Annotated in this window: 28 protein-coding genes; 26 read left to right on the top strand and 2 right to left on the bottom strand. The window is 51.8% G+C overall.

Translation table 11 applies throughout. From position 1 onward, the window contains the following. Positions 1 to 159 precede the first annotated feature (159 nt). The 14 genes from MTP39_RS11655 to MTP39_RS11590 all read left to right on the top strand — a co-directional run bounded on the left by MTP39_RS11655 (position 160) and on the right by MTP39_RS11590 (position 9201). Positions 160 to 690, top strand: a complete 531-nt coding sequence (locus MTP39_RS11655) for a helix-turn-helix domain-containing protein (RefSeq protein WP_249240634.1) — start codon at positions 160 to 162, stop codon at positions 688 to 690. Beyond that, entirely contained in the window at positions 671 to 991 is a 321-nt protein-coding gene (locus tag MTP39_RS11650) for a hypothetical protein (RefSeq protein ID WP_249240633.1), read from the top strand. The genes MTP39_RS11655 and MTP39_RS11650 overlap by 20 nt, the downstream gene beginning before the upstream one ends. Beyond that, the gene (locus MTP39_RS11645; RefSeq protein WP_249240632.1) at positions 975 to 1640 is read left to right on the top strand and encodes a sigma-70 family RNA polymerase sigma factor; all 666 of its coding nucleotides are present in this window, start codon (positions 975 to 977) and stop codon (positions 1638 to 1640) included. The genes MTP39_RS11650 and MTP39_RS11645 overlap by 17 nt, the downstream gene beginning before the upstream one ends. Positions 1641 to 1704: 64 nt before the next feature. Next, positions 1705 to 2235, top strand: coding sequence for an RNA polymerase sigma factor (locus MTP39_RS11640; protein WP_097791711.1), 531 nt, complete (start codon positions 1705 to 1707; stop codon positions 2233 to 2235). Next, complete coding sequence (locus tag MTP39_RS11635; protein WP_177512599.1) at positions 2228 to 2917, top strand: DUF4367 domain-containing protein; 690 nt, start codon at positions 2228 to 2230, stop codon at positions 2915 to 2917. Before MTP39_RS11640 ends, MTP39_RS11635 begins: the two co-directional genes overlap by 8 nt. A 181-nt stretch (positions 2918 to 3098) precedes the next feature. Further along, a complete protein-coding gene (locus tag MTP39_RS11630; protein WP_177512597.1) occupies positions 3099 to 3572 on the top strand; it encodes a hypothetical protein in 474 nt (157 codons plus the stop codon). A 253-nt stretch (positions 3573 to 3825) separates the two neighbouring features. Continuing rightward, positions 3826 to 4281 (top strand): hypothetical protein, encoded by a 456-nt coding sequence (locus MTP39_RS11625; RefSeq protein WP_154256099.1) that lies wholly within the window; start codon positions 3826 to 3828, stop codon positions 4279 to 4281. 645 nt (positions 4282 to 4926) lie between these two features. Continuing rightward, positions 4927 to 5388 carry an SMI1/KNR4 family protein gene (locus MTP39_RS11620; protein ID WP_146746961.1) on the top strand — a complete coding sequence of 154 codons (462 nt, stop codon included), beginning with the start codon at positions 4927 to 4929 and terminating at the stop codon, positions 5386 to 5388. 189 nt (positions 5389 to 5577) lie between these two features. Next, positions 5578 to 6117, top strand: coding sequence for a hypothetical protein (locus tag MTP39_RS11615; protein ID WP_249240631.1), 540 nt, complete (start codon positions 5578 to 5580; stop codon positions 6115 to 6117). Positions 6118 to 6207: 90 nt separating this feature from the next. Further along, positions 6208 to 6546, top strand: coding sequence for a hypothetical protein (locus MTP39_RS11610; protein WP_249240630.1), 339 nt, complete (start codon positions 6208 to 6210; stop codon positions 6544 to 6546). A 48-nt stretch (positions 6547 to 6594) separates the two neighbouring features. Next, on the top strand, positions 6595 to 6804 hold the full coding sequence (locus tag MTP39_RS11605) for a hypothetical protein (protein ID WP_249240629.1): 210 nt from the start codon (positions 6595 to 6597) through the stop codon (positions 6802 to 6804). 237 nt (positions 6805 to 7041) lie between these two features. Next, positions 7042 to 7347 carry a type II toxin-antitoxin system RelB/DinJ family antitoxin gene (locus MTP39_RS11600; protein WP_249240628.1) on the top strand — a complete coding sequence of 102 codons (306 nt, stop codon included), beginning with the start codon at positions 7042 to 7044 and terminating at the stop codon, positions 7345 to 7347. Then, the gene (locus MTP39_RS11595; protein WP_249240627.1) at positions 7344 to 7664 is read left to right on the top strand and encodes a type II toxin-antitoxin system RelE/ParE family toxin; all 321 of its coding nucleotides are present in this window, start codon (positions 7344 to 7346) and stop codon (positions 7662 to 7664) included. The genes MTP39_RS11600 and MTP39_RS11595 overlap by 4 nt, the downstream gene beginning before the upstream one ends. A gap of 13 nt (positions 7665 to 7677) precedes the next feature. Then, positions 7678 to 9201, top strand: coding sequence for a recombinase family protein (locus MTP39_RS11590; RefSeq protein ID WP_249240626.1), 1524 nt, complete (start codon positions 7678 to 7680; stop codon positions 9199 to 9201). Positions 9202 to 9625: 424 nt separating this feature from the next. Here MTP39_RS11590 and hemW read toward each other — a convergent pair whose 3' ends face one another. Continuing rightward, a complete protein-coding gene (hemW, locus tag MTP39_RS11585) occupies positions 9626 to 10708 on the bottom strand; it encodes a radical SAM family heme chaperone HemW (RefSeq protein ID WP_249240625.1) in 1083 nt (360 codons plus the stop codon). Positions 10709 to 10817: 109 nt separating this feature from the next. On the opposite strand from hemW, the gene MTP39_RS11580 reads away from it, so the two are divergent. Further along, positions 10818 to 11522 carry a Bax inhibitor-1/YccA family protein gene (locus tag MTP39_RS11580; protein ID WP_249240624.1) on the top strand — a complete coding sequence of 235 codons (705 nt, stop codon included), beginning with the start codon at positions 10818 to 10820 and terminating at the stop codon, positions 11520 to 11522. Between the two features lie 145 nt (positions 11523 to 11667). Here the strand turns inward: MTP39_RS11580 and MTP39_RS11575 are convergent, their stop codons facing one another. Beyond that, a complete protein-coding gene (locus tag MTP39_RS11575) occupies positions 11668 to 12513 on the bottom strand; it encodes a MurR/RpiR family transcriptional regulator (protein ID WP_249240623.1) in 846 nt (281 codons plus the stop codon). A 487-nt stretch (positions 12514 to 13000) separates the two neighbouring features. Between MTP39_RS11575 and MTP39_RS11570 the strand changes: the two genes are divergently transcribed. The 11 genes from MTP39_RS11570 to MTP39_RS11520 all read left to right on the top strand — a co-directional run bounded on the left by MTP39_RS11570 (position 13001) and on the right by MTP39_RS11520 (position 24747). Then, a complete protein-coding gene (locus MTP39_RS11570) occupies positions 13001 to 14356 on the top strand; it encodes an extracellular solute-binding protein (RefSeq protein WP_249240622.1) in 1356 nt (451 codons plus the stop codon). Positions 14357 to 14487: 131 nt separating this feature from the next. Beyond that, positions 14488 to 15384: a carbohydrate ABC transporter permease gene (locus MTP39_RS11565; protein ID WP_055186388.1), complete on the top strand. Its 897-nt coding sequence runs from the start codon at positions 14488 to 14490 to the stop codon at positions 15382 to 15384. 14 nt (positions 15385 to 15398) lie between these two features. Continuing rightward, on the top strand, positions 15399 to 16370 hold the full coding sequence (locus MTP39_RS11560) for a carbohydrate ABC transporter permease (protein ID WP_249240621.1): 972 nt from the start codon (positions 15399 to 15401) through the stop codon (positions 16368 to 16370). A gap of 316 nt (positions 16371 to 16686) precedes the next feature. Continuing rightward, positions 16687 to 17616, top strand: a complete 930-nt coding sequence (locus MTP39_RS11555; RefSeq protein ID WP_249240620.1) for a dihydrodipicolinate synthase family protein — start codon at positions 16687 to 16689, stop codon at positions 17614 to 17616. A 73-nt stretch (positions 17617 to 17689) separates the two neighbouring features. Then, positions 17690 to 18139: a YhcH/YjgK/YiaL family protein gene (locus tag MTP39_RS11550; RefSeq protein ID WP_249240619.1), complete on the top strand. Its 450-nt coding sequence runs from the start codon at positions 17690 to 17692 to the stop codon at positions 18137 to 18139. A gap of 4 nt (positions 18140 to 18143) precedes the next feature. Beyond that, positions 18144 to 18848 (top strand): N-acetylmannosamine-6-phosphate 2-epimerase, encoded by a 705-nt coding sequence (locus MTP39_RS11545; protein WP_005920659.1) that lies wholly within the window; start codon positions 18144 to 18146, stop codon positions 18846 to 18848. Between the two features lie 18 nt (positions 18849 to 18866). After that, positions 18867 to 19796 carry an ROK family protein gene (locus MTP39_RS11540; RefSeq protein WP_249240618.1) on the top strand — a complete coding sequence of 310 codons (930 nt, stop codon included), beginning with the start codon at positions 18867 to 18869 and terminating at the stop codon, positions 19794 to 19796. A gap of 7 nt (positions 19797 to 19803) precedes the next feature. After that, entirely contained in the window at positions 19804 to 20442 is a 639-nt protein-coding gene (locus MTP39_RS11535; protein ID WP_249240617.1) for a GDSL-type esterase/lipase family protein, read from the top strand. A 259-nt stretch (positions 20443 to 20701) separates the two neighbouring features. Continuing rightward, positions 20702 to 21187 carry a transcription elongation factor GreA gene (gene greA, locus MTP39_RS11530; RefSeq protein ID WP_055186361.1) on the top strand — a complete coding sequence of 162 codons (486 nt, stop codon included), beginning with the start codon at positions 20702 to 20704 and terminating at the stop codon, positions 21185 to 21187. Positions 21188 to 21199: 12 nt separating this feature from the next. Then, complete coding sequence (gene lysS / locus MTP39_RS11525; RefSeq protein WP_249240616.1) at positions 21200 to 22711, top strand: lysine--tRNA ligase; 1512 nt, start codon at positions 21200 to 21202, stop codon at positions 22709 to 22711. A gap of 293 nt (positions 22712 to 23004) precedes the next feature. Further along, positions 23005 to 24747 (top strand): AAA family ATPase, encoded by a 1743-nt coding sequence (locus MTP39_RS11520; protein ID WP_249240615.1) that lies wholly within the window; start codon positions 23005 to 23007, stop codon positions 24745 to 24747. The last annotated feature ends 8 nt before the right edge of the window (positions 24748 to 24755 follow it).

Here is a 24755-nt window from a genome sequence, read left to right as displayed (position 1 = left end):
CAGAAAGAGCAAAAAAGCGGCAAAACTGCAACGGAAAAAGAAAAAAGCCCTTACCGGTTGCAGGATTGCAACAGCAAGGGCGGAGAGGAAACCGTATATTGAACAAAACGGCAGAGCGTATTATAATGAGGAAAAAGCTCAAAAAGGAGGGCCGACCACATGGCACAGGAATATCTGCCCGCACCATCCAACATCCGTCTTGCGGACTTGATGAAAGAGCACAACATCAGCCAACCAGAACTTGCCAAGGAACTCGGCTGCTCTAAAAGCACTATCAGCCGTTTTATCAGTGGCGCAAAAGGAACCCTGACACATGAGCAGGTGCTGAAGATTGCAAGGCTGTTCAACGTGTCTACGGACTTTCTGCTGGGAGAAACCAACATCCCCGACCGCAAGAACTACGACATTGCCGAGTTGGGGTTGTCCGTGGAAGCGGCAAAGAACCTCTACACAGGCCGGGTCAATACAGAAGTGGTCAATCTGCTGCTGGAAAACGCCCGTTTTGCAGAGCTTACATACCGCGTGGCGCAGTATTTTGATGATACTTTTGCATCCGGCATCGCAGCACAGAATGCTATGCTCACGACATTGAGCACCCTGCTGCGTACAAGGGTCAAGACCCCCGGAAGCAGCCAAAGCCGCAAAGGACATCAGCCTTCGGAGAAAACCAGTGTATCAGGGCGACCTTGATGACATCGAGATGTACTTTATGGCGGCGGTCAAGGAAATCAAAAAGGGCATCGGGAGCCATTACGCCGAACAGGAAGCCATGAGCAAGAAAGTGGCCGAGAAGATGTTCAATGAACTGACCAAGGGGCAGGATGTGCAGCACCCAACGATCACGGCAAAGCAGTTGGCGGATGCAATGTTGGACAGCGTTTCAGGCATGGAAGGAGCCACGCCGGAAGCACTGGAACAGCTGCGAAGCGGTCTGTTGGGAATCTTGCAGTCTGCCGCAGAGCAGGAAAACGCCCATGAAGCAGACGAATGAACGGCTTTGTGCGCTGGCACAGAAAGGCGATGCAACTGCGCTGGACAGCCTGATCGACAACAACAAGTCCTTTATCGGCAAGGTGGCGAATGACCTTTTTCGCAGCATGAATCTGGCACAGGCTGGCTTGAACCTTGACACGGACGATTTGAAACAGGCGGGCAATCTGGGCTTGTGGAAGGCCGTGCCAAAGTTCGATGCAGCGCGCGGCATGAAGTTTATGACCTATGCGGCTCTTGCCATCCGCAACGCCATGATGGACATGGTGCGGGATGCCTTTGCCGCTTTTGAGCAGCGGATGGTGACGGAAGACAAGGACGGCGTCTGCTACCAGCGCGTTTCGCTGGACGATGTTCTGCCGGGAGAAGAGCAGCTGCGGCGCATCGAAGCCATAGCCGACCCTTATGCCATGCAGCCGCAGAGCATTATAGAGGAACAGGAATCGCGCCGGGAGCTGTACGATGGCCTGAAACGGCTGACCCAGCGAGAGCAGACCTATCTGCTGTACCGCTATGGCTTTACTGATGGCGAGGAACATCCGCTGATCGGCACAGCGATATACTTTCACCTGACAAAAGGCCGCGCCAAAAAGACAGAGGAACAGGCCATGGATAACCTGTGGCTGGAACTGCCGTGGTGGTTTATCTGAATTGGCAGAGAGGAATTGTGTCAAGTTGACATAATTCCTCCCGATAAGAGGGATGGGGGCGAAAATGCTGGCAATGTATCTGGCAGTTCTGGATGACCGGAGCAGCGAAGAACAATTTATAGATGTATATAATACCTACAAGCGGCTGGTCTACCATACCGCTTACAAAATTATGGGCGATTCGTATCTGGCAGAAGACGTACTGCAAGAAGTGTTTTTGTACGTTGCCAAAAATTTTTCTAAAATTCATCGAGAAAACTGTCACGAACTCGCCGCTTATCTCGTTAGTTGTAGTAGAAGCCGTGCATACGATATGCTTCGCAAGCAGCGAGAAGAACCGCTGGAAGAAGTCCCGGACGCACCAGACGATGCCCCGGTGCCGGACGATGCAGTAGTCAGCACCGATAACATCCAACACCTGACAGAATTGATTGGACAGATGAAACCAATGTATCGTGACCCACTGCGCCTTTTGGCAATGGGCTATACCAACCGGGAGATTGCCGAATCGCTTGGACTGACGGATGAAGTGGTTCGGATGCGGCTTTTCCGTGGAAGAAAACTATTGTGGAAGGAGCTAAACAGCCATGAGTGAGCGGACAGAAGTTTCTTTTGACGCTGCATTGATGATGGCACTCCGTGCAGATGCACAAAAAGAACTGGACGAACTGCCAACTCCAGCACAGCTTAAGGAACGCTACCCGGATACTTCCCGATGGGATGCTCGCCTGAAAGCGGCATTGCATAAACGCCGTCCGGTGCTGAAACGAGTGCTTGTTGCAGCCATGACGCTGGTAATTTTAACTCTCGGCGCACTTGCAGTAAGTGCGGACTTCCGCAAGGCAGTCTATACGATGATTCAGAAGTTCCTGCCCATTGAGATGCAGCTGACGTATCAAGTGGACGGCGAACCGTTGGAACGATTACCGGATGGATACAGCGATCATTATGTGCCGGACGGCTTTGAAATGGACGATGCGCAGAAATTTGAACGAGCAGAAAACTTTTTACATGTTTACTCGTCAAAAGAAACAGAGGAAAGCTACACTGTCCGTTGTTCAATTATCCAGCCGGGGCAGCAGTCCCTATTTGATAATGAGCATACAGTGTACGAAACCGTAAAGGTCGGAGAAGCAGATGCAACTTTGGGAACGAGTGCAAGCGAAAACGGAGACACCGTTTATATTTTAAGCTGGGAGCAAGGAGGCGTTTCAAACACGATTATGGGAAACATTTCACGAGATGAGATTATGAAAATTGCTGAAAACGTATTTTAATATGAAACTCCATGCTATTTGTTAGAATCAACAAATAGCATGGAGATTCTTTGTATAAGCGTACAAACATAACGAAAAGCAGAGATTTTTTCAAAAAAGCTGTCACAAACATAAGGCGAGCTACGTTGACTAAGCAAAAGCTCCTATTAGGAGCAAAAGATTGGAGGTGTATTGTCTATTTATGATGAGAAAAAAAGAAAAAGTAATCACAATGACTGTGACCTTGATTTTGGCGGTCATACTGATTTGTATAAAAGTCACTCACTTTGTGATAATAGAACGTCCATTGAAACAATGCAGGATAGTATCAGCATACCATCTTACAGTAGACACTAATGGTGCTCAAATTGACCAGTCTTGGCTATTTGAAAAGGATGACCTGACATATATAGATATTGCCAAAACTTTTGAGCAGACATATTTTGTCACTGATTATGCTGGTGGTTCTGGTGATAGCGGTGCACTCAATGAACTCACGATAGCTTTTGGTGAAACAATGGACGGAATGCCAGATATTCGCATAACGGTTTCTGAAAATGGCTACATTCAAATCAATGGTAAAAGAGCATATCCGCTTTCTCTTAAATATGCAGGCAAGAGGCTTTACGTACATCTTTTGGGGTGCTTACAGGATGGAGCCGATCTGCAGCAATAAGAATGACTAAGCAGAAGTTCCTGTGGAAGGTAAATGCATAAAAGTTTGCATGGAGGTGATTCCGATGCAGGATAAAAGTGAATCTTAAAAATAAATAGCTATTATGATGGATGATGGACGGAGCGAAACCATTACTGGAAACACCAGCAGATAATGTAAGGAGATTCTTTTATGAAAAATATTACTAGAAAAACTTTTTTGAAATCGGAAATAATCCTACCATTACATTTGCTCTAAATAAATGAGGCCGTCAATGAAAGCAAGGATTGTTCGTTATGGTTTTATAGGTGTCGTTGCAGTGCTTATAATTCTATGTGGAATGAAATTTAGCAATATGTACAAAGATTACCAAAAGCTTCAATTCAACCAAGAACAGATCGATACACAAGTATCTGTTTTGATGTCTATGCTTTTTTCAGACTTGTACTATTCCGACCCCATTGATTTGGGCGAGACCAAAGAGCATGCAGATGAACTTAGCGTTTTGCTTCAAGTAACATCCTATGATGAAATTCCTCATTTTAACGATATTGCCAACAAATTGATTGAAATATCGAAGAATGTTGAGTCACGTCCGGCATTTAGTGAACAGACAATTGAACTGTTTCAAAGTTTTATTTACAATCTTGGAAAACCTCTTTCCGATGATATAGATACGTTGAGTACATCTCTATATGAATCGATAATGTCAGAGAGCGTTGAAGGATAGGACTATTTTTACATAGTTTGAATTTATTATGCGTGGAACTAAAAAATATAAGATTGTTAAATTTTTCAGACATTTCGGTGCTATTATAATATTGCTATGGCTAATTTCTATCGTAAGATTTCCGTATTCTTTTGATAAATTGCAAGTGTTATCAAATAAAAATTTTGAAAGCGTTTCAAATTCTGTGTTAACTCTTGTTGATTGTAAATCGACCGAATCGAAGTCTTCAATTGATTTTTTACTAACTGATGGAAAGCAATATTACATTATAACGGCAAAACGTTTCTTTATAGGGAATCGATATGATTTATCCCAGCTGATGCCTTTCTCAGAAGGAACAAGTTATAGCTATACAGACTGTTTCACCAAGGTGAATGTTATTCAATCAGGCAATAAATTGTGTTTAGATGAGGAAAGATATGTTCAACCTTATATCTTATCGTTTCTCTTTTTGTGCGTTGTGCTAATGCTCAATATTTTGGGAGATAAATCCACTCCAGAGGAATAGAGATAATGACGTGCATTTATAAAGCCCTTGAAATATGGTGGAAAAAGTGTGAATAGCAATTTGATTTCCCTTCCAAAAGCAACTCACACTCAATTTACTACATGGTGGGCGCAATATTAAAAAAGGGGTAGCCTGGAATGAATGGTTTAGATAAAGTTATAGAGCATCTGAATCATGCGCATTTAGATGCTCTATTAAATCCACCAACCAATGATATGATATTGGAACACTTAAAAAAAGAAATGGGACATATTCCAGCTGATTATATTGAATTTCTGAAGCAATGTAATGGACTGACTCTCTATCATAGCGGAGACTATTGTTTATTTGATGCTCAAGAAATTCTTTCGTTCCATTTTAGTAATGATAATTTATTATGTAGGTCGGCATGGAAAATTGGATATTGGATGGGATATGATATTGTCATTAACGTGGATGACATAGAAAAAGAGTATCTTTATGCGGGGGACTGTTGCTCAACAGATGAATTTATATGTGTTGGAAATATACTGAATTTCATTGAAGAAATTGTTAAAAATGGAGGTGATCCTTACTGGACAATCAACGAAAATCAGTACAGAGATTTTTCAAAAAAATAATTTCAAAGTCAAATACTTTCGTCAGTTGATCCGATACCGGACGGAAGATGGTATTGCCCGGATTGTGGGAACTTAAATGATTCTTACGAACTTTTGCAAAAACTGTGGAAAAGTCCGATAAATGAATAAGTCGGTATGAGAGGTTATTTTGCATCCGTTAAACGCTTTTGAAAATATGAAGTTTTTGCTATGAGAGAGATAATTATTGAACCGCATATTAGAATTGGACAATTAAAATTAGGCATGACATCAGATGAGCTAGAAAATGCTCTTCTACAAATGAAGAAACAGTGGTCAAATTCTTCTGATGAAGCAATGCAAATGGAATGTTGTGCGGAAACTGATGATCCTAATTTGATAACCGGACGATATATGGATAATGATTCGTTCTTTCTTGTGCAGTATCGGAACGGAAAAGCTACTGAAATCGGCATCCAGAGAGATTTGTCTAAAGTGGTATCAATAAAATTGTTCGGGATAGATATGTTTAATACAACCGCCGAGTGTATTATTGATAGCTTAATGAAAAAGGACAACGTTATTTGCAACGAAAAGGACTTGCAACTTGGAACGGAATATCTTTTCCCTGAAATTGGAGTCCGACTTTGGAGAGAGCGAGCATTTCATCTCAAACTGTTGAAAGACCCGTTATACATGGAAGAGATGCAGGCTGTATTAGAAGACGAATATCAGTATCAATACTTCCAGATGGTTACTGTGATGGGGTGAATTGCTAACGATCAATGGGATTTGATATAACTTTTCCGCTTGTGGTACATAGCGATGACCACAGCTATCTGCTAATACGGGTGAACTAATTTGAAGTATTTTATTGACGAAGATCAAAGAAAAGCCTTACACAGCAGCTGCTATTTGGAATTTCAACAAGGGCAGTATCATGACAAGTGCTGGCTTGACACATCTATTAGCATCAGTGATGAAGTATGGAATAGCCGCCATGTTTCAGATCTGATTCTTGAAGTGATTCCAGAGTTTGACTTTTATGGAATAACAATCGTTACAAAAGTACAATGGGATAATATTTTAACAAAAAGTCAATCGGATGGATGTACTTGCAAAGAGATTATTGCAGAAGCAGTTCCTTGGGCAGCAAAGTGTTTTGAAACGAATGATGTGTTCACTATCATAGGGATGTGAGTCGAACTTTCTCGGAGAATAACAGTGATACACAAAGGAGAGTGTAACATGAAAAAAATTCTTACAGCAATCGTATCGGTAAGCATATTTATTGTTGGAATTTTGCTTATACTTTGTGCGGACACTAATTTTTTATGGTATGCCTTTAATCAAAATGTTCGCCTTACAGTAGTTGCAGGGATTCTCATTGCACTTGTTGGTGGCGTTGGTTTGATAATGAATCTTTGGTGTATTCTAAAAGAATTGTACAGTAAATAGTTTATTGAAGGTTAAACTTCCAGTCTGCCATGGTCGCAGCCAAGAGAGATAATATTCAAACTTACTACTCAGCAAAAGCTAGGCACACTCCAAGAATTTATTATAGAGGGTGAATATCCCGCGCTTTGAACAATTTAACGATGAATATATTGTGCGATATGGAGAATTTCATTTGCGCGTTCACCTCGAATTGACTTGCAACGCAAAATGCGTTACAATGAAGACGAGGTGATAACCATGGAAAAAACGATGACACTGAATCTTCGTGTCAACCCTACTGTCAAGCAGCAAGCCGAGGATGTCCTAAAGCAGCTCGGCATCCCGATGGCAACCGCCATTGATATGTACCTGCGCCAGATCACCCTGACTGGCGGCATTCCCTTTTCGCTGTCCCTGCCGAAGGCTCCTGCGGCTCTGAACGCCGATACCCTGACCGATGACCAGCTCCATGCAGCCTTGCAGGTGGGCATCAAGGAGATTCAGAACGGTGATACCGTGGATGCTGCAAGCGCATTCGCACAGTTCAGGGAACAGCACAGATGAAACAGTATGACGTGAAAATTTCTCATGCGGCCCTCAGCGACATGGAGCAGATTTACAACTACATTGCTGACCGTCTGCTTGAACCTGATACGGCTATGGGGCAGTACAACCGCATTGCAGAAGCTATCCAATCGCTGAACATCCTGCCGGAACGCTGCGCGCTGGTGGAAAGTGAACCAGAGCGTACCCAAGGGCTGCGGCAGATGCTGGTGGACAACTACTCGGTGTTCTACATTGTGGGTGAGGATGCCGTGTCGGTGGCCCGTGTGCTGTACAGTGCATCCGACCTTGTACGCCGCTTGCGGAGAATGAAGTGAAAGGGGTGTTTGCATGACCGCCGTAATTTACGCCCGCTATTCCAGCGACAACCAGCGTGAAGAATCCATCGAAGGTCAGATTCGCGAGTGTACGGCCTACGCCGAAAAGAACGGCATTACCGTGGTCAAACACTACATTGACCGCGCCCTTTCCGCCAAAACCGATAACCGCCCGGACTTCCAGCAGATAATCAAGGACAGCGAGAAACGGTTGTTTGACATTGTGCTGGTCTGGAAGCTCGACCGCTTTGCCCGGAACCGTTACGATTCAGCGCACTATGAGTACCAGTTAGAGAGGAATCATGTCAAGCTGGTATCTGCCACCGAGCCGATCTCGGAAGGGCCTGCCGGAATCATGGTCAAGAGTATGCTGACTGGCATGGCCGAATACTATTCGGCAGAGCTGTCCGAAAAGGTTGTGCGCGGCATGACCGAGAATGTCCTCAAGGGCAAGTACAACGGCGGCACCGTTCCCATTGGCTTCAAGGTAGATGAGGAGAAGTTCTTTCAAATCGACCCGCTGAAAGCTCCCTTTGTGGTAGAAGCCTTTCAGCGGTACAACGATGGCGCAACTATGAAGGAACTGATGAACTGGCTGAACGACAGTGGCGTGACCACCAACCGCAATCAGAAGTTTACCTACAACAGTGTTCAGAAGCTGTTGACGAACAAACGGTACATCGGAGAAAACCACTTCAAGGACATTGTGATGCCCGACAGCATCCCGGCCATCGTGGACAGGGACTTGTTTGAGGAAGTGCAGCTGAAAATCAAAAAGAACAGCCGCGCTCCTGCCCGCCACAAGGCCGAGGACGATTATCTGCTGACCACCAAGCTGTTCTGCGGAATGTGCGGCGCGATGATGTTCGGGGAGTGCGGCACGAGCAGGAACAAGACGGTACATCATTATTATAAGTGTGCCAACGCCAAGCGCACCAAGACCTGCAAGAAAAAGACCGTCCGTAAGGAATGGCTGGAAGATCTGGTCGTGGCCGAGACCATGAAGCTGATTCAGGACGATGCCGTGATCAATGCCATCGTTGCAGAAGTCATGGAGTTGCAGGATCAGGAAAACACCACGCTTCCTTTGCTGGAAAAGCAGATGCGCGAGGTGGAGAACGGCATCGAGAATATGCTGAACGCTATTCAAGCAGGTGTGCTGACCAACTCCACCAAATTGCGGCTGGAAAAGCTGGAAGCCCAGCAGAAAGAACTTGAGATTCGGATCGCCGAAGAAAAAATCGCTCGGCCGCGGTTAAGCGAAAATCAGGTTCGGTTCTGGCTGACCCGGTTCCGCAAGCTCGACCCGAATGTGAAAAGCCACCGTGAAACGCTTATCAATACATTCGTGAATGCTGTTTATCTCTATAATGAAAAAGTTTTGATTGCATTCAACTACAAAGACGGCACAAAAACCATCGCTTTCGATGAAATCGCCGCCAAAGATGCCCCAGAGGGCAATGGTTCGGATTTAGGTTGCTTCGCTCCACCAAAAAGCCTCAACGTATACAAGTACGCTGAGGTTTTTGTTTTGTGACGAGGTTAAACTCATAAAGCGGGTGGATTCGAACAGCAGCGGAGCCGACCGCCGCCTGCGGCGGAAACAGGGAGGCGAGGCTGGGGCAGCGCTCCGCTTTTTCAAAGCCCTGCCAAGGGGCTGCGGAAAAAGCGGCAAGCGCAACTCGTAAGACCCGCCGAATAGTCCGGCGGGAAAAAAGCCCCTGTGCAACAGCGACGACCGCTGCCAGCGGCGGAAACAGGGAGGAGCTGTTGGGGCTGCGGCCAGCAGGATGCGCGTGCCGCCCAAGGCACGATGCAGCCGCTGGGAGCCGCGACCCGGGTTCCTTTTCTGCGCGGCTCGCGCAATCCACCCGCGCCCACCAAAAAAACGCAACGTATCAAAATACGCTGCGGTTTTGTTTTACGATACTTTTTCCTGCTATTTCTGCTTCACCCGCCTGTCAGAGCAGCTGCGCTAGAATACTGTTTTGAACAATAAGCCCGGCGGGGGTCAGGGCGAGGGTGCGGCCATCGAAGGTGGCGTACCCGGCGCGGACGCAGTTTTGCACAAAGGCCAGCTGTGCGGTGGAAAACTGCTTGCCATACAGAGTTTTGTAAGCTTCAAGGTCAAGCCCCTTGCGCAGTCGCAGCTGTAAAATAAGGTAGTCCTCTGCACCGCAATTGCCGTCCATAATGGGCGCGGCGGCGTCCTGCAGAAAGGCGGCGGTGTCCGGCGCGTAGCAGAACCGCTTGCCGCCCATGCAGGAGTGCGCCGCAGGGCCAAGGCCCAGATAGTCGCCGCAGTCCCAGTAAATGAGGTTATGCTTCCCCTCGTAGCCCGGCTTTGCAAAGTTGGAGATCTCGTACTGGCGGTAGCCGTGGTGCTCCAGCTGCTCCACGGCGTAAAGGTAGAAATCAGCAGCTTCATCGCTTGTGGGCAGACCCTCTGGCGGGTGCTTGCCGAAGGCAGAGTCCGGCTCGATCTTTAAAAGGTAAGCCGAGATGTGGGTGGCACCGCCCTTTTCGATCAGTTCCAGTGTCTCGTCAAATTCGGCCTGCGTATAATGGGGCAGCGCCAGCATGATGTCGCCGCTGATATTCTCGAACCCGGCACGCCGGGCAGCGGCAAAGGCTGCCCGTGCCTGCTTGGCATTGTGCGGGCGGCCAAGGGTGCGCAGCTGGGTGTCCCGGGCGGACTGCACCCCGAAGGAGATGCGGTTCACTCCCGCCGCCCGGAAGCCCCGCAGGCTCTCCTCAGTAACGGTCTCGGGGTTTGCCTCCAAGGTGATCTCTGCACTGGGCACGGGGGCTGCTGCCCGGATGAGCCGCTTGGCCTGCGCAGGGGTGAGCAGGCTGGGCGTGCCGCCGCCGAAATAGACGGTATCCGGTCGTAGGGGCGCGTCCGGCGCAAAGCGGTGCAGCTCCCGCAGCAGTGCGTCTACATAAGCGTCCGGTACGCCCCGCTCCCCGGGGTGGGAATAAAAATCGCAGTACCGACATTTGGAAAAACAGTAGGGAATATGCAGATAAAGTCCAAGGGACATACAATATCACAGCCTTTTTCATGAAACGTTCATTTCTATGCAGTATACTATATTCCGTAGACCGGAGCAAGAGAGAAATGCTCCGGCAGAATAGACTGGAGGAACCCAGATGAGTTACAACAATTACAACCGTGGCTATGCAGAGCCTACAATGACCTCGGCTGATTATATGACCCGCACCTACCGCTGGATGGCGCTGGGACTGCTGATCACCTTTGCAGCGGCCTTTGTCACCGCGACCACCCCGCTGTTCTACGTGGTCAACTCGCTGTATCTGCTGTTCACCATTGCCGAGCTGGCGCTGGTGTTCGTGCTGAGTGCCCGGGTGCAGAATATGTCCGTGGGCACGGCAAGAGGCGTGTTTTTGGGCTACGCCCTGCTCAACGGCATGGTGCTGAGCTATTATTTCCTTGCCTTTGATCTGGGCACACTGGTGCTGGCCTTCCTTGCCACCTCGCTGTATTTCGGCCTGATGGCAGTTTACGGCACCACCACCCACAAGGACCTGTCCGGCTGGGGCCCCAAGCTGATGATGGCACTGTTTGCACTGATCGTTACCGGCTTCGTTGGTGTGCTGTTCGGCATGGGCTTTATGACCACGGTGCTGTACTCCGGCATCGGTCTGGTGGTGTTCATGCTGCTGACCGCCTACGACACCCAGAAGCTGAGCCAGATGTACTCCTACTACGCAGGGGACAGCGAGCTGGCGGAAAAGGCTTCCATCTACGGCGCACTGACCCTGTATCTGGACTTCATCAACATCTTCCTGTATGTGGTGCGTCTGCTGGGTCTTAACAGCCGCCGCCGCGACTAAGCGTACAGCGCTGCAAAAGCATTGATAAGTTGAAAATCGGTCAGGCCAGCGGGTCTGACCGATTTTTTTGTTCTATAAAGAATGGGGCCGGGATTTTCTCCCGACCCCATTTTTTATGATAGAACCTGAAATTTTAAGTTGATACTCAAAGCATCTTTACAGCCAGCGCCTCGGTGGTGTGCTCCTGTGCTTCGGTGCTGCCGGGCTTATCGTCTAGAATGTACCGCAGCACAAGCACCTCGGCCACATACAGCACCGCCACCTTGATGGGGATGCTTCCGGAATCCAGCGGGCTTTCCTGTGCGCCGCACAGCAGCACGATGTCTGCCAGCTTTGCGCCGGGGGAGTCCTCGTAGTGGGTGATCAGGATGATCTTTGCGCCGTTGGCCTTGGCGGTGCGCAGGGTCTCCATCAGGTCGCGGGTAGCGCCGGAGTAAGAGACGAACAGCACCACGTCCTGCTCGGTCATCAGGCTGGCAGCCATGATCTGCATGTGGCTGTCGGCGGCGGCGCGGAACTTGTTGGTGATGCAGGCGAACCGGGCGCAGATCTCGTTGGCAGCGGCCATGCTGCCGCCCTGTCCCATGCAGAACACCTGCCGGGCGCTGTGCAGCAGCGCTACGGCCTGCTCCACGGCCTGCGGCGAAAGAGCGTTCTGGGTGCCGTTGATGGCGGTCATGAACAGCGCCGAGGCGTGCTCGCACAAAGTAGCAGTGTCGGCGTCCGGGGCGGGCTCCTGCTGGTTCACCAGCACACCGGTGGCGTTGGCCTGCGCCAGCGCAATGCGCATTTCGTGGTAGCCCTCAAAGCCCAGCGCCCGGCAGAACCGGAACACCGTGGCCTCGGCCACCTGACACTCTCTGGCCAGAGATGATATGGACAGATACTGTGCCTCCGCAGCGTGCTGCACCAGATATTCGGCCACCGTGCGGCCGGATTTTGTCAGGTCGCCCTGATGCTGCTGCAGCAGCTCCCAAAAATTTGTAGACATTCTTTTCCTTCTCCTGACTTGGGCCGCCGGCGGGTGCCGGTGCCGTGTTCGTGCTTACCTTCTTATATAAAAGTATAAGAGAAACCGCACTGCTGTGCAAGAGGCGTAATGAACACATTTTACCCGCCAGTTCTGTGCAGAGGGCACAGTTTTGGCGGAAAAAACGATTCAAAATGTGAAAATACTTTTCATTTTTGCGATTTTGAAACTGAAAGTGATTTTCAGAATAGAAGGGGAAAGTGTACTGTTTTGTAACTATTTTGACAAGTGAAGTGTGCGAAATTATTGTGTTTTTTCTAATATCCCACAATTTTGTGCAGACTGCCGGGTTTGAAAATGAAAATTTATGAAAAGAATGAATAGACAAAATGAAAATAATTTTCTATAATTAGGCTACAAACAACGGCTGCGGACACGAGCAGCCGCTACGGGCAAAACGGAGCACGATCCCCGATGGGTCGAAGAAGATGAACAAGGAGAATCTACCATGAAAAACTGCATTTCCCGCCGTTCGTTCCTGAAGGCTGCCGGTATTCTGGGCGCTGCCGGTGCACTGGCCGCCTGCGGCGGTTCCTCCTCTAGCAGCACTGCTGCTTCCTCCACCGCTTCCTCTGCTGCTGCAAGTGCCGCCAGCACCGGCGCAAGCATCAAGCTGTGGACATACCCCATCGGCGGCTGGGGCAATGACGATACCGTCCAGAACCTGATCTCCAGCTTCAACGCAAAGTACCCCGACATCAAGGTGACCGTGGAGTATCTGGACTACACCAACGGCGACGATCAGGTGAACACCGCCATCGAGGGCGGCAGCGCACCCGATCTGGTCATGGAAGGCCCCGAGCGTCTGGTGGCCAACTGGGGTGCCAAGGGTGTTATGGCTCCGCTGAATGATCTGTGGACCGACGATGCCAAGAAGGACATCTACGCTTCTGTGGAGTCTGCCTGCCACAATGAGAAGGGCGACTACTACGAGTACCCCCTGTGCATGACCGCACACTGCATGGCCGTGAACATGACCAAGGTCAAGGAAGTGGGCGCGGACAAGTACATTGATACCGACAAGCACACCTGGAGCACCGAGGGCTTCCTGAACACCGTGGACGCACTGTACAAGGGCGGCTACGAGAACGTGGCAGCCATCTACTGCAGCGGTCAGGGCGGCGATCAGGGCACCCGCGCCATCATCAACAATATGTACGGCGGCACCTTTACCGATGCAGCCCACACCAAGTACACTGCCGACTCTGCCGAGAACATCAAGGCCATTCAGGCTCTGTATGATGCAAAGGGCGTCAACTTCGATCCCTCCATCAACGGCGGCGAGGAGATCACCCTGTTCCGCAACGGCACCCTGCAGATGGCTTTCTGCTGGAACATTGCACAGCAGCTGAACGCTGACACCGCTGCCGCAGGCCAGACCATCAGCGGCGACGAAATCTTCCCCATGGCATTCCCCACCGCAAGCGGCGATCCGAAGCTGTGCGGCGGCATCTGGGGCTTTGGCATCTTTGATAACGGCGACGAGGCCAAGATCAAGGCTGCAAAGACCTTTATCGAGTTCATCGCTGCCGATCCCGATCAGGTCAAAGACAGCGTGCTGGCTTCTACCTACTTCCCCGTCCGCACCAGCGTGGGCGACATCTACGCCGGCAACGAGGTCATGAGCGAGTACAGCAAGTTTATGAACTATCTGGGCGACTACTACCAGATCACCCCGGGCTGGACCACTGCCCGCACCGAGTGGTGGAATATGCTGCAGCGCGTGGGCTCCGGCGAGGCCGTCGAGACTGCTGTCAAGACCTTTGTGGACAACGCAAACGCAGCCGCTGCTGCCGAGGCATAAGCGCTACTTTCTCTGAACTGCATCACAGCTGAACCGCAAGGCCCCTTCCTCCGGGTGAGGGAGGGGCCTTTTTACGGAAAAAACACTCTCAAACGAAAGGTCTGGTGATCCTCTTGGCTGCAAAGACGGCAATGAAAGAGCCCAAACGCAGCAGTGCGCTGGTACGGCGCGAAACCTTCGCCTCCTACTGCTTCCTGCTGCCCAGCCTGATCTTCTTTCTGGGGTTCGTCATCTACCCCATGATCCTCTGCGTGGTGACCAGCTTCTTTGACTCCACCATGAACCGCGCGGACATCTTTGTGGGTCTGGCAAACTACAAGACCCTGTTTGCCGACCCCATCTTCCTTGGTGCATTAAAGAACACCTTCGTCATCGTCATCGTGTCGGTGCCCATCACCTGCATCTTCTCGCTGTGGGTGTCCTCCGCCATCGTAGACCTGCCGGAGTGGGCGACCAGCCTTTTCCGCTGCGTGTTCTACCTGCCCGTGGTCACCGGCTCTGTCGCCGTTACCGTGGTGTGGAAGTGGATGTACAACAACTACTACGGCATCTTCAACTATCTGGGCAAGAGCCTTGGCATTCTGGACAAAAACATCAACTGGCTGGGTGACGAGCGGTTCGCACTGGGCTGTATCATCCTGATCTTGCTCACCACCTCCGTGGGTCAGCCCATCGTGCTGTACGTTTCGGCACTGGGCAACGTGGATCAGTCCATCGTGGAGGCTGCCGAGGTGGACGGCGCGACCGACTTCCAGTGCTTCTGGAAGATCAAGTGGCCGGCCATCATGCCCACCACCCTGTACATTCTGGTCATCACCACCATCAACTCCTTCCAGTGCTTTGCACTGATCCAGCTGCTGACCTCCGGCGGCCCCAACCACAAGACCGATACCATTATGTACTACATCTACTACACCGCCTTCAAGCAGTATAAGTACGGCTACGGCAACGCCATGGGCGTGGTGCTGGCGGTGATCATCGCCATTCTGTCTGCTGTCCAGTTCAAGATGGGCAACAAGGATAATTAAGGAGGTGCGGAACAATGCGTGCAACTGCTGCAAAAAAGCAAAAACCGTTGGAGCGCCATCCCAGTAAACTGAAAAAGATGAGCGCCTACGCCATTCTGGCGATCATCCTCATCAGTATTATGGCGGTGCTGTTCGCCTTCCCGCTGTACTGGATCATCACCGGCTCCTTCAAGACCGGTGCCGCCATCAATGCCACTACCCCCGAGTGGTGGCCCAGCCAGTGGGTGTTGACCAACTACCAGAAGCTGTTTGCCGGCAAGCGTGCCCCGCTGTGGCAGCTGGCTGTGCCCTTCGGCTCCAAGTTCAGTACCAACGGCGAGCCCATCTACTTTTCGGTGGGTCCCATGGCACCCGCTGCCATCCGCTGGATGATCAACACCGTGTTCATGGCCGTTATGTCCATGATCCTTACCTGCCTGACCGCCGCCATGGCCGGTTATGCGCTGGCAAAAAAGCGCTTTGTGGGCCGTAAGCTGCTGTTCACCCTTATCGTGTGCGCTATGGCGCTGCCCAAGCAGGTCATCCTGATCCCCCTGCTGCGCGAGATGAGCGCCCTGAACCTGTACAACACCATCTGGGCGGTCATTTTCCCCATCGTGGGCTGGCCGTTCGGCGTGTTCCTGATGAAGCAGTTCAGTGAGGGCATCCCCACTGAAATGCTGGAGGCTGCCCGCATCGACGGCGCAAGCGAGGCACGCACCTTTGTCAAGATCGTGCTGCCCATGGTCAAGCCCGGTATCGGCGCGCTGGCTATCTTTACCTTCATCAACAGCTGGAACGACTACTTCATGCAGTTGATCATGCTGTCCAGCACCAGCAACCTGACCATCTCTCTGGGCATTGCAAAGCTGCAGGCAGAGAACAGCACCGACTTTGGCCTGATCATGGCAGGTGCCGCATTGGCTGCTGTGCCTATCATCATCATCTTCCTCATCTTCCAGAAGTACTTCACCAAGGGCATCGCAATGGGTGCTGTCAAGGGCTAAAATTGCGACCGCCGCCTGCGGCGGAAACAGGGAGCAATTTTTGGCGCAGCGGTCTGCAAGACGCGAGACCCGCCCAAGGGTCGAAGCGGATGCAGGGCACCGCAAGAGGGCACTGAAGCCGTTACCCGAAACAGAGAGCGTTGGAGCATGATGTTCAGGGAGCAATTTTTGGCGCAGCGGTCTGCAAGACGCGAGACCCGCCCAAGGGTCGAAGCGGATGCAGGGCGCCGCAAGAGGGCACTGAAGCCGTTACCCGGAACAGAAAGCGTATAAGCTTGATACAACCTACAATTATAATTAAAGAAGGGCTTGAAACATGAAAGATATCAAAAAATATCAGGGTGTCATCCCTGCCTTTTACGCCTGCTATGACGCAGAGGGCAACATCTCGGTGGGGGGCGTCAAGGCACTGACCCGCCACCTGATCGCCAAGGGCGTCAAGGGCGTGTATGTGGGCGGCTCCTCCGGCGAGTGCATCTACCAGAGCGTGGCAGAGCGCAAGACGGTGCTGGAAGCCGTGATGAGCGAGGCCAAGGGCAAGCTGACCGTCATCGCACACGTTGGCTGCAACAACACCGCCGACAGTGCAGAGCTGGCCCGCCACGCCGAGAGTGTGGGCGTGGATGCCATTGCCTCCATCCCGCCCATCTACTTCCACCTGCCGGAGTACGCCATTGCCAAGTACTGGAACGATATGTCCGCTGCCGCTCCCAACACCGAGTTCGTTATCTACAACATCCCGCAGCTGGCAGGCACGGCACTGACCATGAGCCTGCTGAACGAGATGCTGAAGAACCCCAACGTGGTGGCTGTGAAGAACAGCTCCATGCCCACGCAGGATATCCAGATGTTCAAGGATGCCGGTATCGCCGCCCGCGGCGAGGGCAACTTTGTGGTGTTCAATGGCCCGGACGAGCAGTTTGTTTCCGGTCGCGTCATTGGCGCAGACGGCGGCATCGGCGGCACCTACGCCGTGATGCCGGAGCTGTATCTTGCCATGAACGAGCATCTGGAAAAGGGCGAGATCGCAAAGGCACGCGCTATCCAGTACGAGGCCAACCGCATCATCTACAAGATGTGCTCTGCCCACGGCAACCTGTATGCGGTGCAAAAGGAGATCCTGCGCCGGATGTACGGCTTGGAACTGGGCAGCGTGCGCGCCCCGATGCCCGGCCTGATCCCCGAGGATGAAGCCGTTGTGGCCGAGGCACAGGCCATGATCGAAGCCGCCATCGCAAAGCTGTAACAAAATAAAAGCGCCCCTCTCCGTCTCTTTTTCAGAGGGGAGGTGGGCGCTTCTTTTATTGGAGGAAACGCGAATGATCTGCGATACCCTGCAGCATCTGGGACGGTACAGGGGACTGCACCCCAACTTGGATACCGCCATTGACTACCTGCTTACCCACGACCTTGCCGCCCTGCCGCTGGGGCGCACCGAGGTGGACGGCGACAAGGTGTTCATCAACCTGATGGACGCCACCCTGCACCCGGACGCGGGCTACCACCCGGAGTACCACAAGCGCTACGCCGATCTGCAAGTAGACCTTACCGGCAGCGAGGGCTGGGGCTACACCAATCTGCCCGGCGCGGAGATCGGGGAATTTACCGGGGACTGCGGCTTTCAGGACAGTACCAGCGTAGTGACCGGTGCACTGGGCGAGGGACGCTTTGTGCTGTTCTTCCCGGAGGAGCTGCATAAACCCGGCCTTGTACAGCACGGCTGTGTCAGCGTGCGCAAGGCGGTCGTCAAAATCAGAATGGAGGAGTAAGACCATGGATAAGGAAAAGCTGTTTGCACAGATCAAGGGTGGGCTTATCGTGTCCTGTCAGGCACTGGAGCACGAGCCCCTGTATACCAAGGAGGGCGGCGTGATGCCCCTGATGGCAAAAGCTGCCGCCATGAGCGGCGCTGTGGGCATCCGTGCCAACACTGTGCGGGACATTACCCAGATCAAGCAGGTGGTGGACCTGCCGGTCATCGGCATCATCAAAAAGGACTACCCCGGCACGCCCATGTACATCACCGTCACCATGAAGGAAGTGGACGAGCTGGTGGCCTGCGGGGTGGATATCCTTGCCGTGCAGGGCACCGGTGCGCTGCGCCCGGACGGCTCCACCTCGGCACAGTTCATCCGCGCCATCAAGGCAAAGTACCCTGAGCAGCTGGTGATGGCTGACTGCGATAACCTTGAAAACGCCATGCTCTGCGCCGAAGCCGGTGCCGACTTTGTGGGCACCACCATGCGTGGCTACACCCCCGAGACCACCGGCATTGACGATATCGACTTTGACTTCATCCGCAAGCTGTCCGCAGAGTGCCCGGCAAAGATCATTGCCGAAGGTCACATCCACTACCCGGAGCAGGCGGTCAAGGCACTGGAAGCCGGTGCCTTTGCACTGGTGGTGGGCGGTGCCATTACCCGCCCGGCAGAGATCACCGCACGCTTTACCGGTGCCATCAACGCCGCTAAAAAGTAACACAGGGGAGTGCCTGCTATGAAACACTATCTTGGTATCGACATCGGCGGCACAGCCGTAAAGCTGGGCATCGTGGACGAAGCCGGCGCGGTGCTGGCGAAAGCCGAAGAGAGCGTAAGCTTTGACGGCTACCGCACCCCCATCCTGACCAGCGTGCTCAAAGCCGCGCAGGCCTTCCTTGCCGCGCAGAGCGTCCCGGCGGAAAGCCTTGCGGGCATCGGCGTGTCTGCCACCGGGCAGATCGACAGCCGCAAGGGCATCGTGGCGGGCACCTGCGGCAACCTGCCCAACTACATCGGCGCACCCATCAAGGAGGAGCTGGAAAAGACCTTTGGCTTGCCCGTCACGGTGGCCAACGACGCCAACTGCATGACGCTGGGCGAGGTGTGGGTCGGCGGTGCACAGGGCTATACGGACGTCATCGGCGTGACGCTGGGCACCGGCGTGGGCGGCGGCATCCTGACCGGCGGCCGTCTGCTGGAAGGTGCGCGGGGTCTGGGCGGCGAGCTGGGCCACTACCGCACCCACGCGCTGGACGGCGTGGACTGCACCTGCGGCGCAAAGGGCTGCTGGGAACGCTACGCCGCCACCACCGCACTGGTGCGCGCCACGCAGGAAAAGGATCCGGCATGGAAGGATGGCCGCGCCATCTTTGCCGCCGCCGAGGCGGGCAGCGAGACGGTGCTGGCGCTGCTGGACGCATGGACGGACGAGATCGCACAGGGACTGGCGGGCATGGTGCATATCTTCAACCCGCAGCTGATTTTGATCGGTGGCGGCGTGTCTGCCCAGCAGAAGCTGCTCATCGACCCCATTGCTGAAAAGGTGAAAGCATCCGTCATGCCCGCCTTTGCCGAGGGGCTGGAAATTCGTGCCGCGCAGCTGCACAACGATGCCGGGATGGTAGGCGCGGTGTACTACTTCCGGCAGACGATGGAAAAGGAGTGATTTGGCTATGAAAAAGCATATTCTCTGTCTGGGTGATTCCAACACCCACGGCTATTGCGCCGATCCCAACGACTGCGCCGACCACGGTATCCGCTTCAACGAGGACGAGCGCTGGACCTGCCGCCTGCAGAAGGCGCTGGGCGAGGAGTATCTGGTCACCGAGGAGGGACTTTCCGGCCGCACCACCGTGTTCGTGGACCCGCTGCATGAGTCCATGGATGCGCTGAGCGTGGCCTACGCCCTGCTCAAGAGCCACGAGGTCATCGACCTGCTCATCATCATGCTGGGCACGAATGACGTGAAGGAGCGCTTTGGTGCAAACGCCGCCTGCATCGGCGCGGGCATGGAGCGGCTGCTGCTCAAGGCGAAGAGCGTGGACTGCTGGGGCGGCAAAGCACCCAACATTCTGGTGGTGGCACCGCCCTGCATCAAGGACGGCTTCCACGATGCCGTCATGGGCGCAGGCTGCGTGGAAAAATCCCGCGGGGTCGCCGAGCAGCTGCGCATCGTAGCCGAGCGGCAGGGCGTGCACTTTATGGACGCCGCTGAGTGCGAGTTCAACGAGGTGGACTTTATGCACCTGACCCGCAAGGGTCACGCCCGGCTGGCAGAGCTGCTGACCGCAGAGGTGCCGAAGCTTATCTGAGTAAAAAGATGTCAGAGCGATCCCGGAAGGCCTGCGGGCTTTCCGGGATCGCATTTTCATGCAAGCAGGGGAGAAAGCGCGATTTCCGGGACTGCATGGAAAAGCCACGCGGCAAGCGCTGCTTTTTCCTCCATACTGCCGCCTTTTTTGTTGACAAGGCACCGGCTTGCTATTATAATAGTGTAGTCAAAATGGCATTCCTGTGCGGCTTTGTGGCTGCGCGAAAGAAATACAGCTAATAACAAGGAGAGATTCTCAAATGGCACAAGAGATCAAGATGTCCGCTGCCGGTCTGAAGGCAATGCAGGAGGAGCTGGAATACCTCAAAACCGTCCGCCGTAAGGAGCTGGCTGAAGAGATCAAGGAAGCCCGCAGCCACGGCGACCTGTCTGAGAACAGCGAGTACGACGAGGCCAAGAATACGCAGGGTCTGGTGGAGAACCGCATCACCGAACTGGAGCAGACCATCAAGAACGCAGTTATAATCGACGAGAGCGAGCTGAGCGTGGATAACGTCTCCGTGGGTACCCACGTCACCATCCGCGAGACCGGCGAGGACGAGGCCGAGGAATACGATATCGTGGGCCGCACCGAAGCTGATGCCTTCAACGGCAAGATCAGCGATGAGAGCCCCGTGGGCCACGCCCTGATGGGCAAGGCTGTGGGCGAAAAGGTCGAAGTGCTGCTGCCCACCGGCCAGACCGTGGAGTACACTGTGCTGGCTATCACCCATTCTGCAAACTAAGTAGGAGTAACCATGGAAGAGCAAAAGAGAAACCCCGCTGCGGGTCTGTCCGAGAGCGAGCAGGTACAGGTGCGCCGCCAGAAGCTGGCCGACCTGCAGGCCGCCGGCAACGACCCCTTTACCCTGACCAAGTTCCCGCAGGACGCTTATTCTGCCGACCTGAAGGAAGAATTTAAGGAACTGCCCAACGAGACCGACAGCGGCAAGCTGGTGGCACTGGCAGGCCGTATGATGTCCAAGCGCGTCATGGGAAAGGCAAGCTTTGCCCATCTGCGCGACGACAAGGGCGATATCCAGCTTTACGTCCGCCGCGACGAGCTGGGCGACGAGGCCTACGCTGCCTTTAAGAAGCTGGATGTGGGCGACATTATCGGCGTGAAGGGCGAGGTGTTCCGCACCAAGACCGGCGAGCTGAGCGTGCGCGCCACCGAGCTGACCCTGCTGGCCAAGAGCCTGCGCCCCCTGCCCGAGAAGTTCCACGGCCTGACCGATACCGAGATGCGTTACCGTCAGCGCTATGTGGATCTGATCGCAAACCCGGAGGTGAAGGACACCTTCATCAAGCGCAGCCAGATCCTGAAGGAAATCCGCGCCTATCTGGACGAGAAGGGCTTCTTGGAGGTTGACACCCCCATCCTGACCCCGTTCGAGATCGGCGCTTCTGCCCGTCCCTTCTACACCCACCACAACAGCCTGAACATGGACATGGTGCTGCGCATCGAGACCGAGCTGTACCTCAAGCGCCTGATCGTGGGCGGTATGGATCGTGTGTACGAGGTAGGCCGCATCTTCCGCAACGAGGGCATGGACCCCAAGCATAACCCGGAGTTTACCTCCATTGAGCTGTATCAGGCCTTTACCGATTTCCATGGCATGATGGATCTGGTGGAGGAGCTGTACAAGCGCCTTGCCCTCAAGATCTGCGGCAGTTTGGTCATTCCGTATCAGGGCAAGCAGATCGATATGGGCCACTGGGAGCGCCTGACCATGGTGGAGGCCGTGAAGAAGTATTCCGGCGTGGACTTCAACGACTGGCAGACTGATGCGGACGCCATCGCTGCCGCCAAGGCGCACCACGTGGAACTGCCCGAGGTGCCCACCAAGGGTGCCATCCTGGCCGAGTTCTTCGACGCCTTTGTGGAGGACAAGCTGATCCAGCCCACCTTCATCTACGATTATCCTGTGGAGATCAGCCCGCTGGCCAAGCGTAAGCCGGATGATCCCGCCTTCACCGAGCGCTTCGAGTATTTTATCGACTGCACCGAGTACGGCAACGCCTTCAGCGAGCTGAACGATCCCATCGACCAGAAGGGCCGCTTCGAGCGTCAGGTGGCCGAGCGCAAGGCGCTGGAGCCCGAGTGCAAGGCACAGGTGGATTACGATTACATCAACGCACTGGAGTACGGTCTGCCTCCCACGGGCGGTCTGGGCTTCGGCGTGGACCGTCTGGTGATGCTGCTTACTGATAGTGCATCTATCCGTGACGTGCTGCTGTTCCCCACGATGAAGCCGATTGAGCAGTAAAATGCAAAATTAAAACGCAGATACGATGAATTTCAGAACGATATTCAAGCAACATCTGCGGTACTACACCACAACTACACCAATTTTGGGACGTTTTCCCGAAAAGGAGCCTTACAAAGCGGTGTGGTGTAACAAGTGAATAGGTGGATTGGTGTAGTAGCCAAACCTATAGAATGAAACCCAGCAAACGCTTTATAGTGGCTATGAAGTGTTTGCTGGGTTTACTTGTATCTTGCAATATTTTAAATCGGCTTATGACAGTTAATATGCTTACAGTAAAAGGAGAAAATTAAATGCCATATATAAGCGATTATAAGCCGCTGTTTCCGGAAACAGGTTTGTTTGAGCGGAGCATTACCACTTCTGTATATAAAAACATTCTTCAAAACTATGAGGATAATTCCGAAGATTTACAATATATTGAGGACATTATAGAGATTTTGCAATACTATATTTTTGAAGGCAAAAACGAGATAGTGGATGAAGATGAATATTCTGATGACGAGATATTTTCCAATAAAAAACAGGCAGCATTGTTAGTGATGAACATAGCTACGGCTTCCATTAAAAATAATGATATTCTTTATATGGATTATCTGGCAATAATGGCACAGAACAGTGTTATTGTCGGAGATTGGAATCGTGCGATTTCCTATTATTTTGAATTATTAAATGAAGACGGTGTTCTAAACGCAGATTACGATGAAAGCTACTACACTGGAGAGTTAGAGCTTGCGGCTAAAATAATACATAATATTTGTGTATTGTATTTTGTTGGATTGAAATCTGATGAATTTTCTCATATAAAACAAAAATATAATTATATTTTTAAACTTGAATCCGAATGGACGAAAAAGTTGATTAGAAGCAATCCGAACTTAAAAGAAAGCTTTGAAAAAAATTATAATACACTGTATGACTTTACGAATGGAATCTTATATTATGATTCTGATTATGAATCTAGTCCTATAAATTCTCCTAGCTTTATGAAAGCTATTTGTTTGGATGCTGAAAAATCGCGCCAGAAACATATACCTAATTTAGAAGCGGAAATTCTAATTGTCAATGATGATGACGACATATATCTTTTGGATCCGTCTATACCGTTTGATATGGAGGTTGTTACTAAGATTTTAACTGATTCCCTATTTGGACATGATCAAGCCGACGAGAATACCGTTGTTGCAGAAGATGTAGACCAAACAATGCTGCCCATCGATAAAAAATGCGATTCGACTGACAGCTTGCTCAGTGAACTTGAAAATCTTACAGGGTTGCAGGAAGTAAAGAAAGAAGTATCTTCAATTATCAATCTCTTAAAACTTCAAAAGATTCGTAAAGAAAAGGGACTTCCGGAACTTCCTGTTTCCCGACATCTTGTATTTTCTGGCAATCCCGGCACAGGCAAAACAACAGTTGCCCGACTGCTGGCACAAATTTACCACGAACTGGGAATTCTTTCTAAAGGTCAGTTAATCGAAGTCGACCGTTCAGGATTGGTTGGTGGCTATGTTGGGCAGACTGCAATCAAGACGCAGGGCGTTATTCAGCAGGCTCTGGGCGGAGTACTGTTCATTGACGAGGCGTATACACTGGCTAGAGGAAACGATTCTAATGACTATGGTCAAGAAGCAATTGACACAATCCTGAAGGCAATGGAAGACCACCGAGATGATTTGGTAGTCATTGTTGCAGGCTATCCTGATTTGATGGAACGTTTTGTGAACTCTAATCCGGGTTTGAAATCGAGATTTAACAAGTACATTTATTTTGAGGATTATACGCCAGAGGAACTTCTGGAAATCTTTGATTCCATGTGTAAAAAGTGTGGGCTTACCGCCACGCAGGATGCGCGAGATTTGGTACTGAAGCATTTTGAAAAAGAATACGCAAACCGAAATGAAACCTTTGCCAATGGTCGTGAGGTTCGCAACTTCTTTGAAAAGGCCGTTGTTAATCAGGCGAATAGACTAGCACTGGAATTGAATATTAATGATGAGGATGTTTCAACATTAACAGCTGAAGATGTTAAATAAAGAGGAAA

The sequence above is a fragment of the Faecalibacterium sp. I3-3-33 genome, from assembly GCF_023347295.1.
GTDB lineage: Bacteria > Bacillota > Clostridia > Oscillospirales > Ruminococcaceae > Faecalibacterium.
Note: the sequence above shows the minus strand (reverse complement) of the source record. Positions and strands in the feature narration are given on the sequence as shown.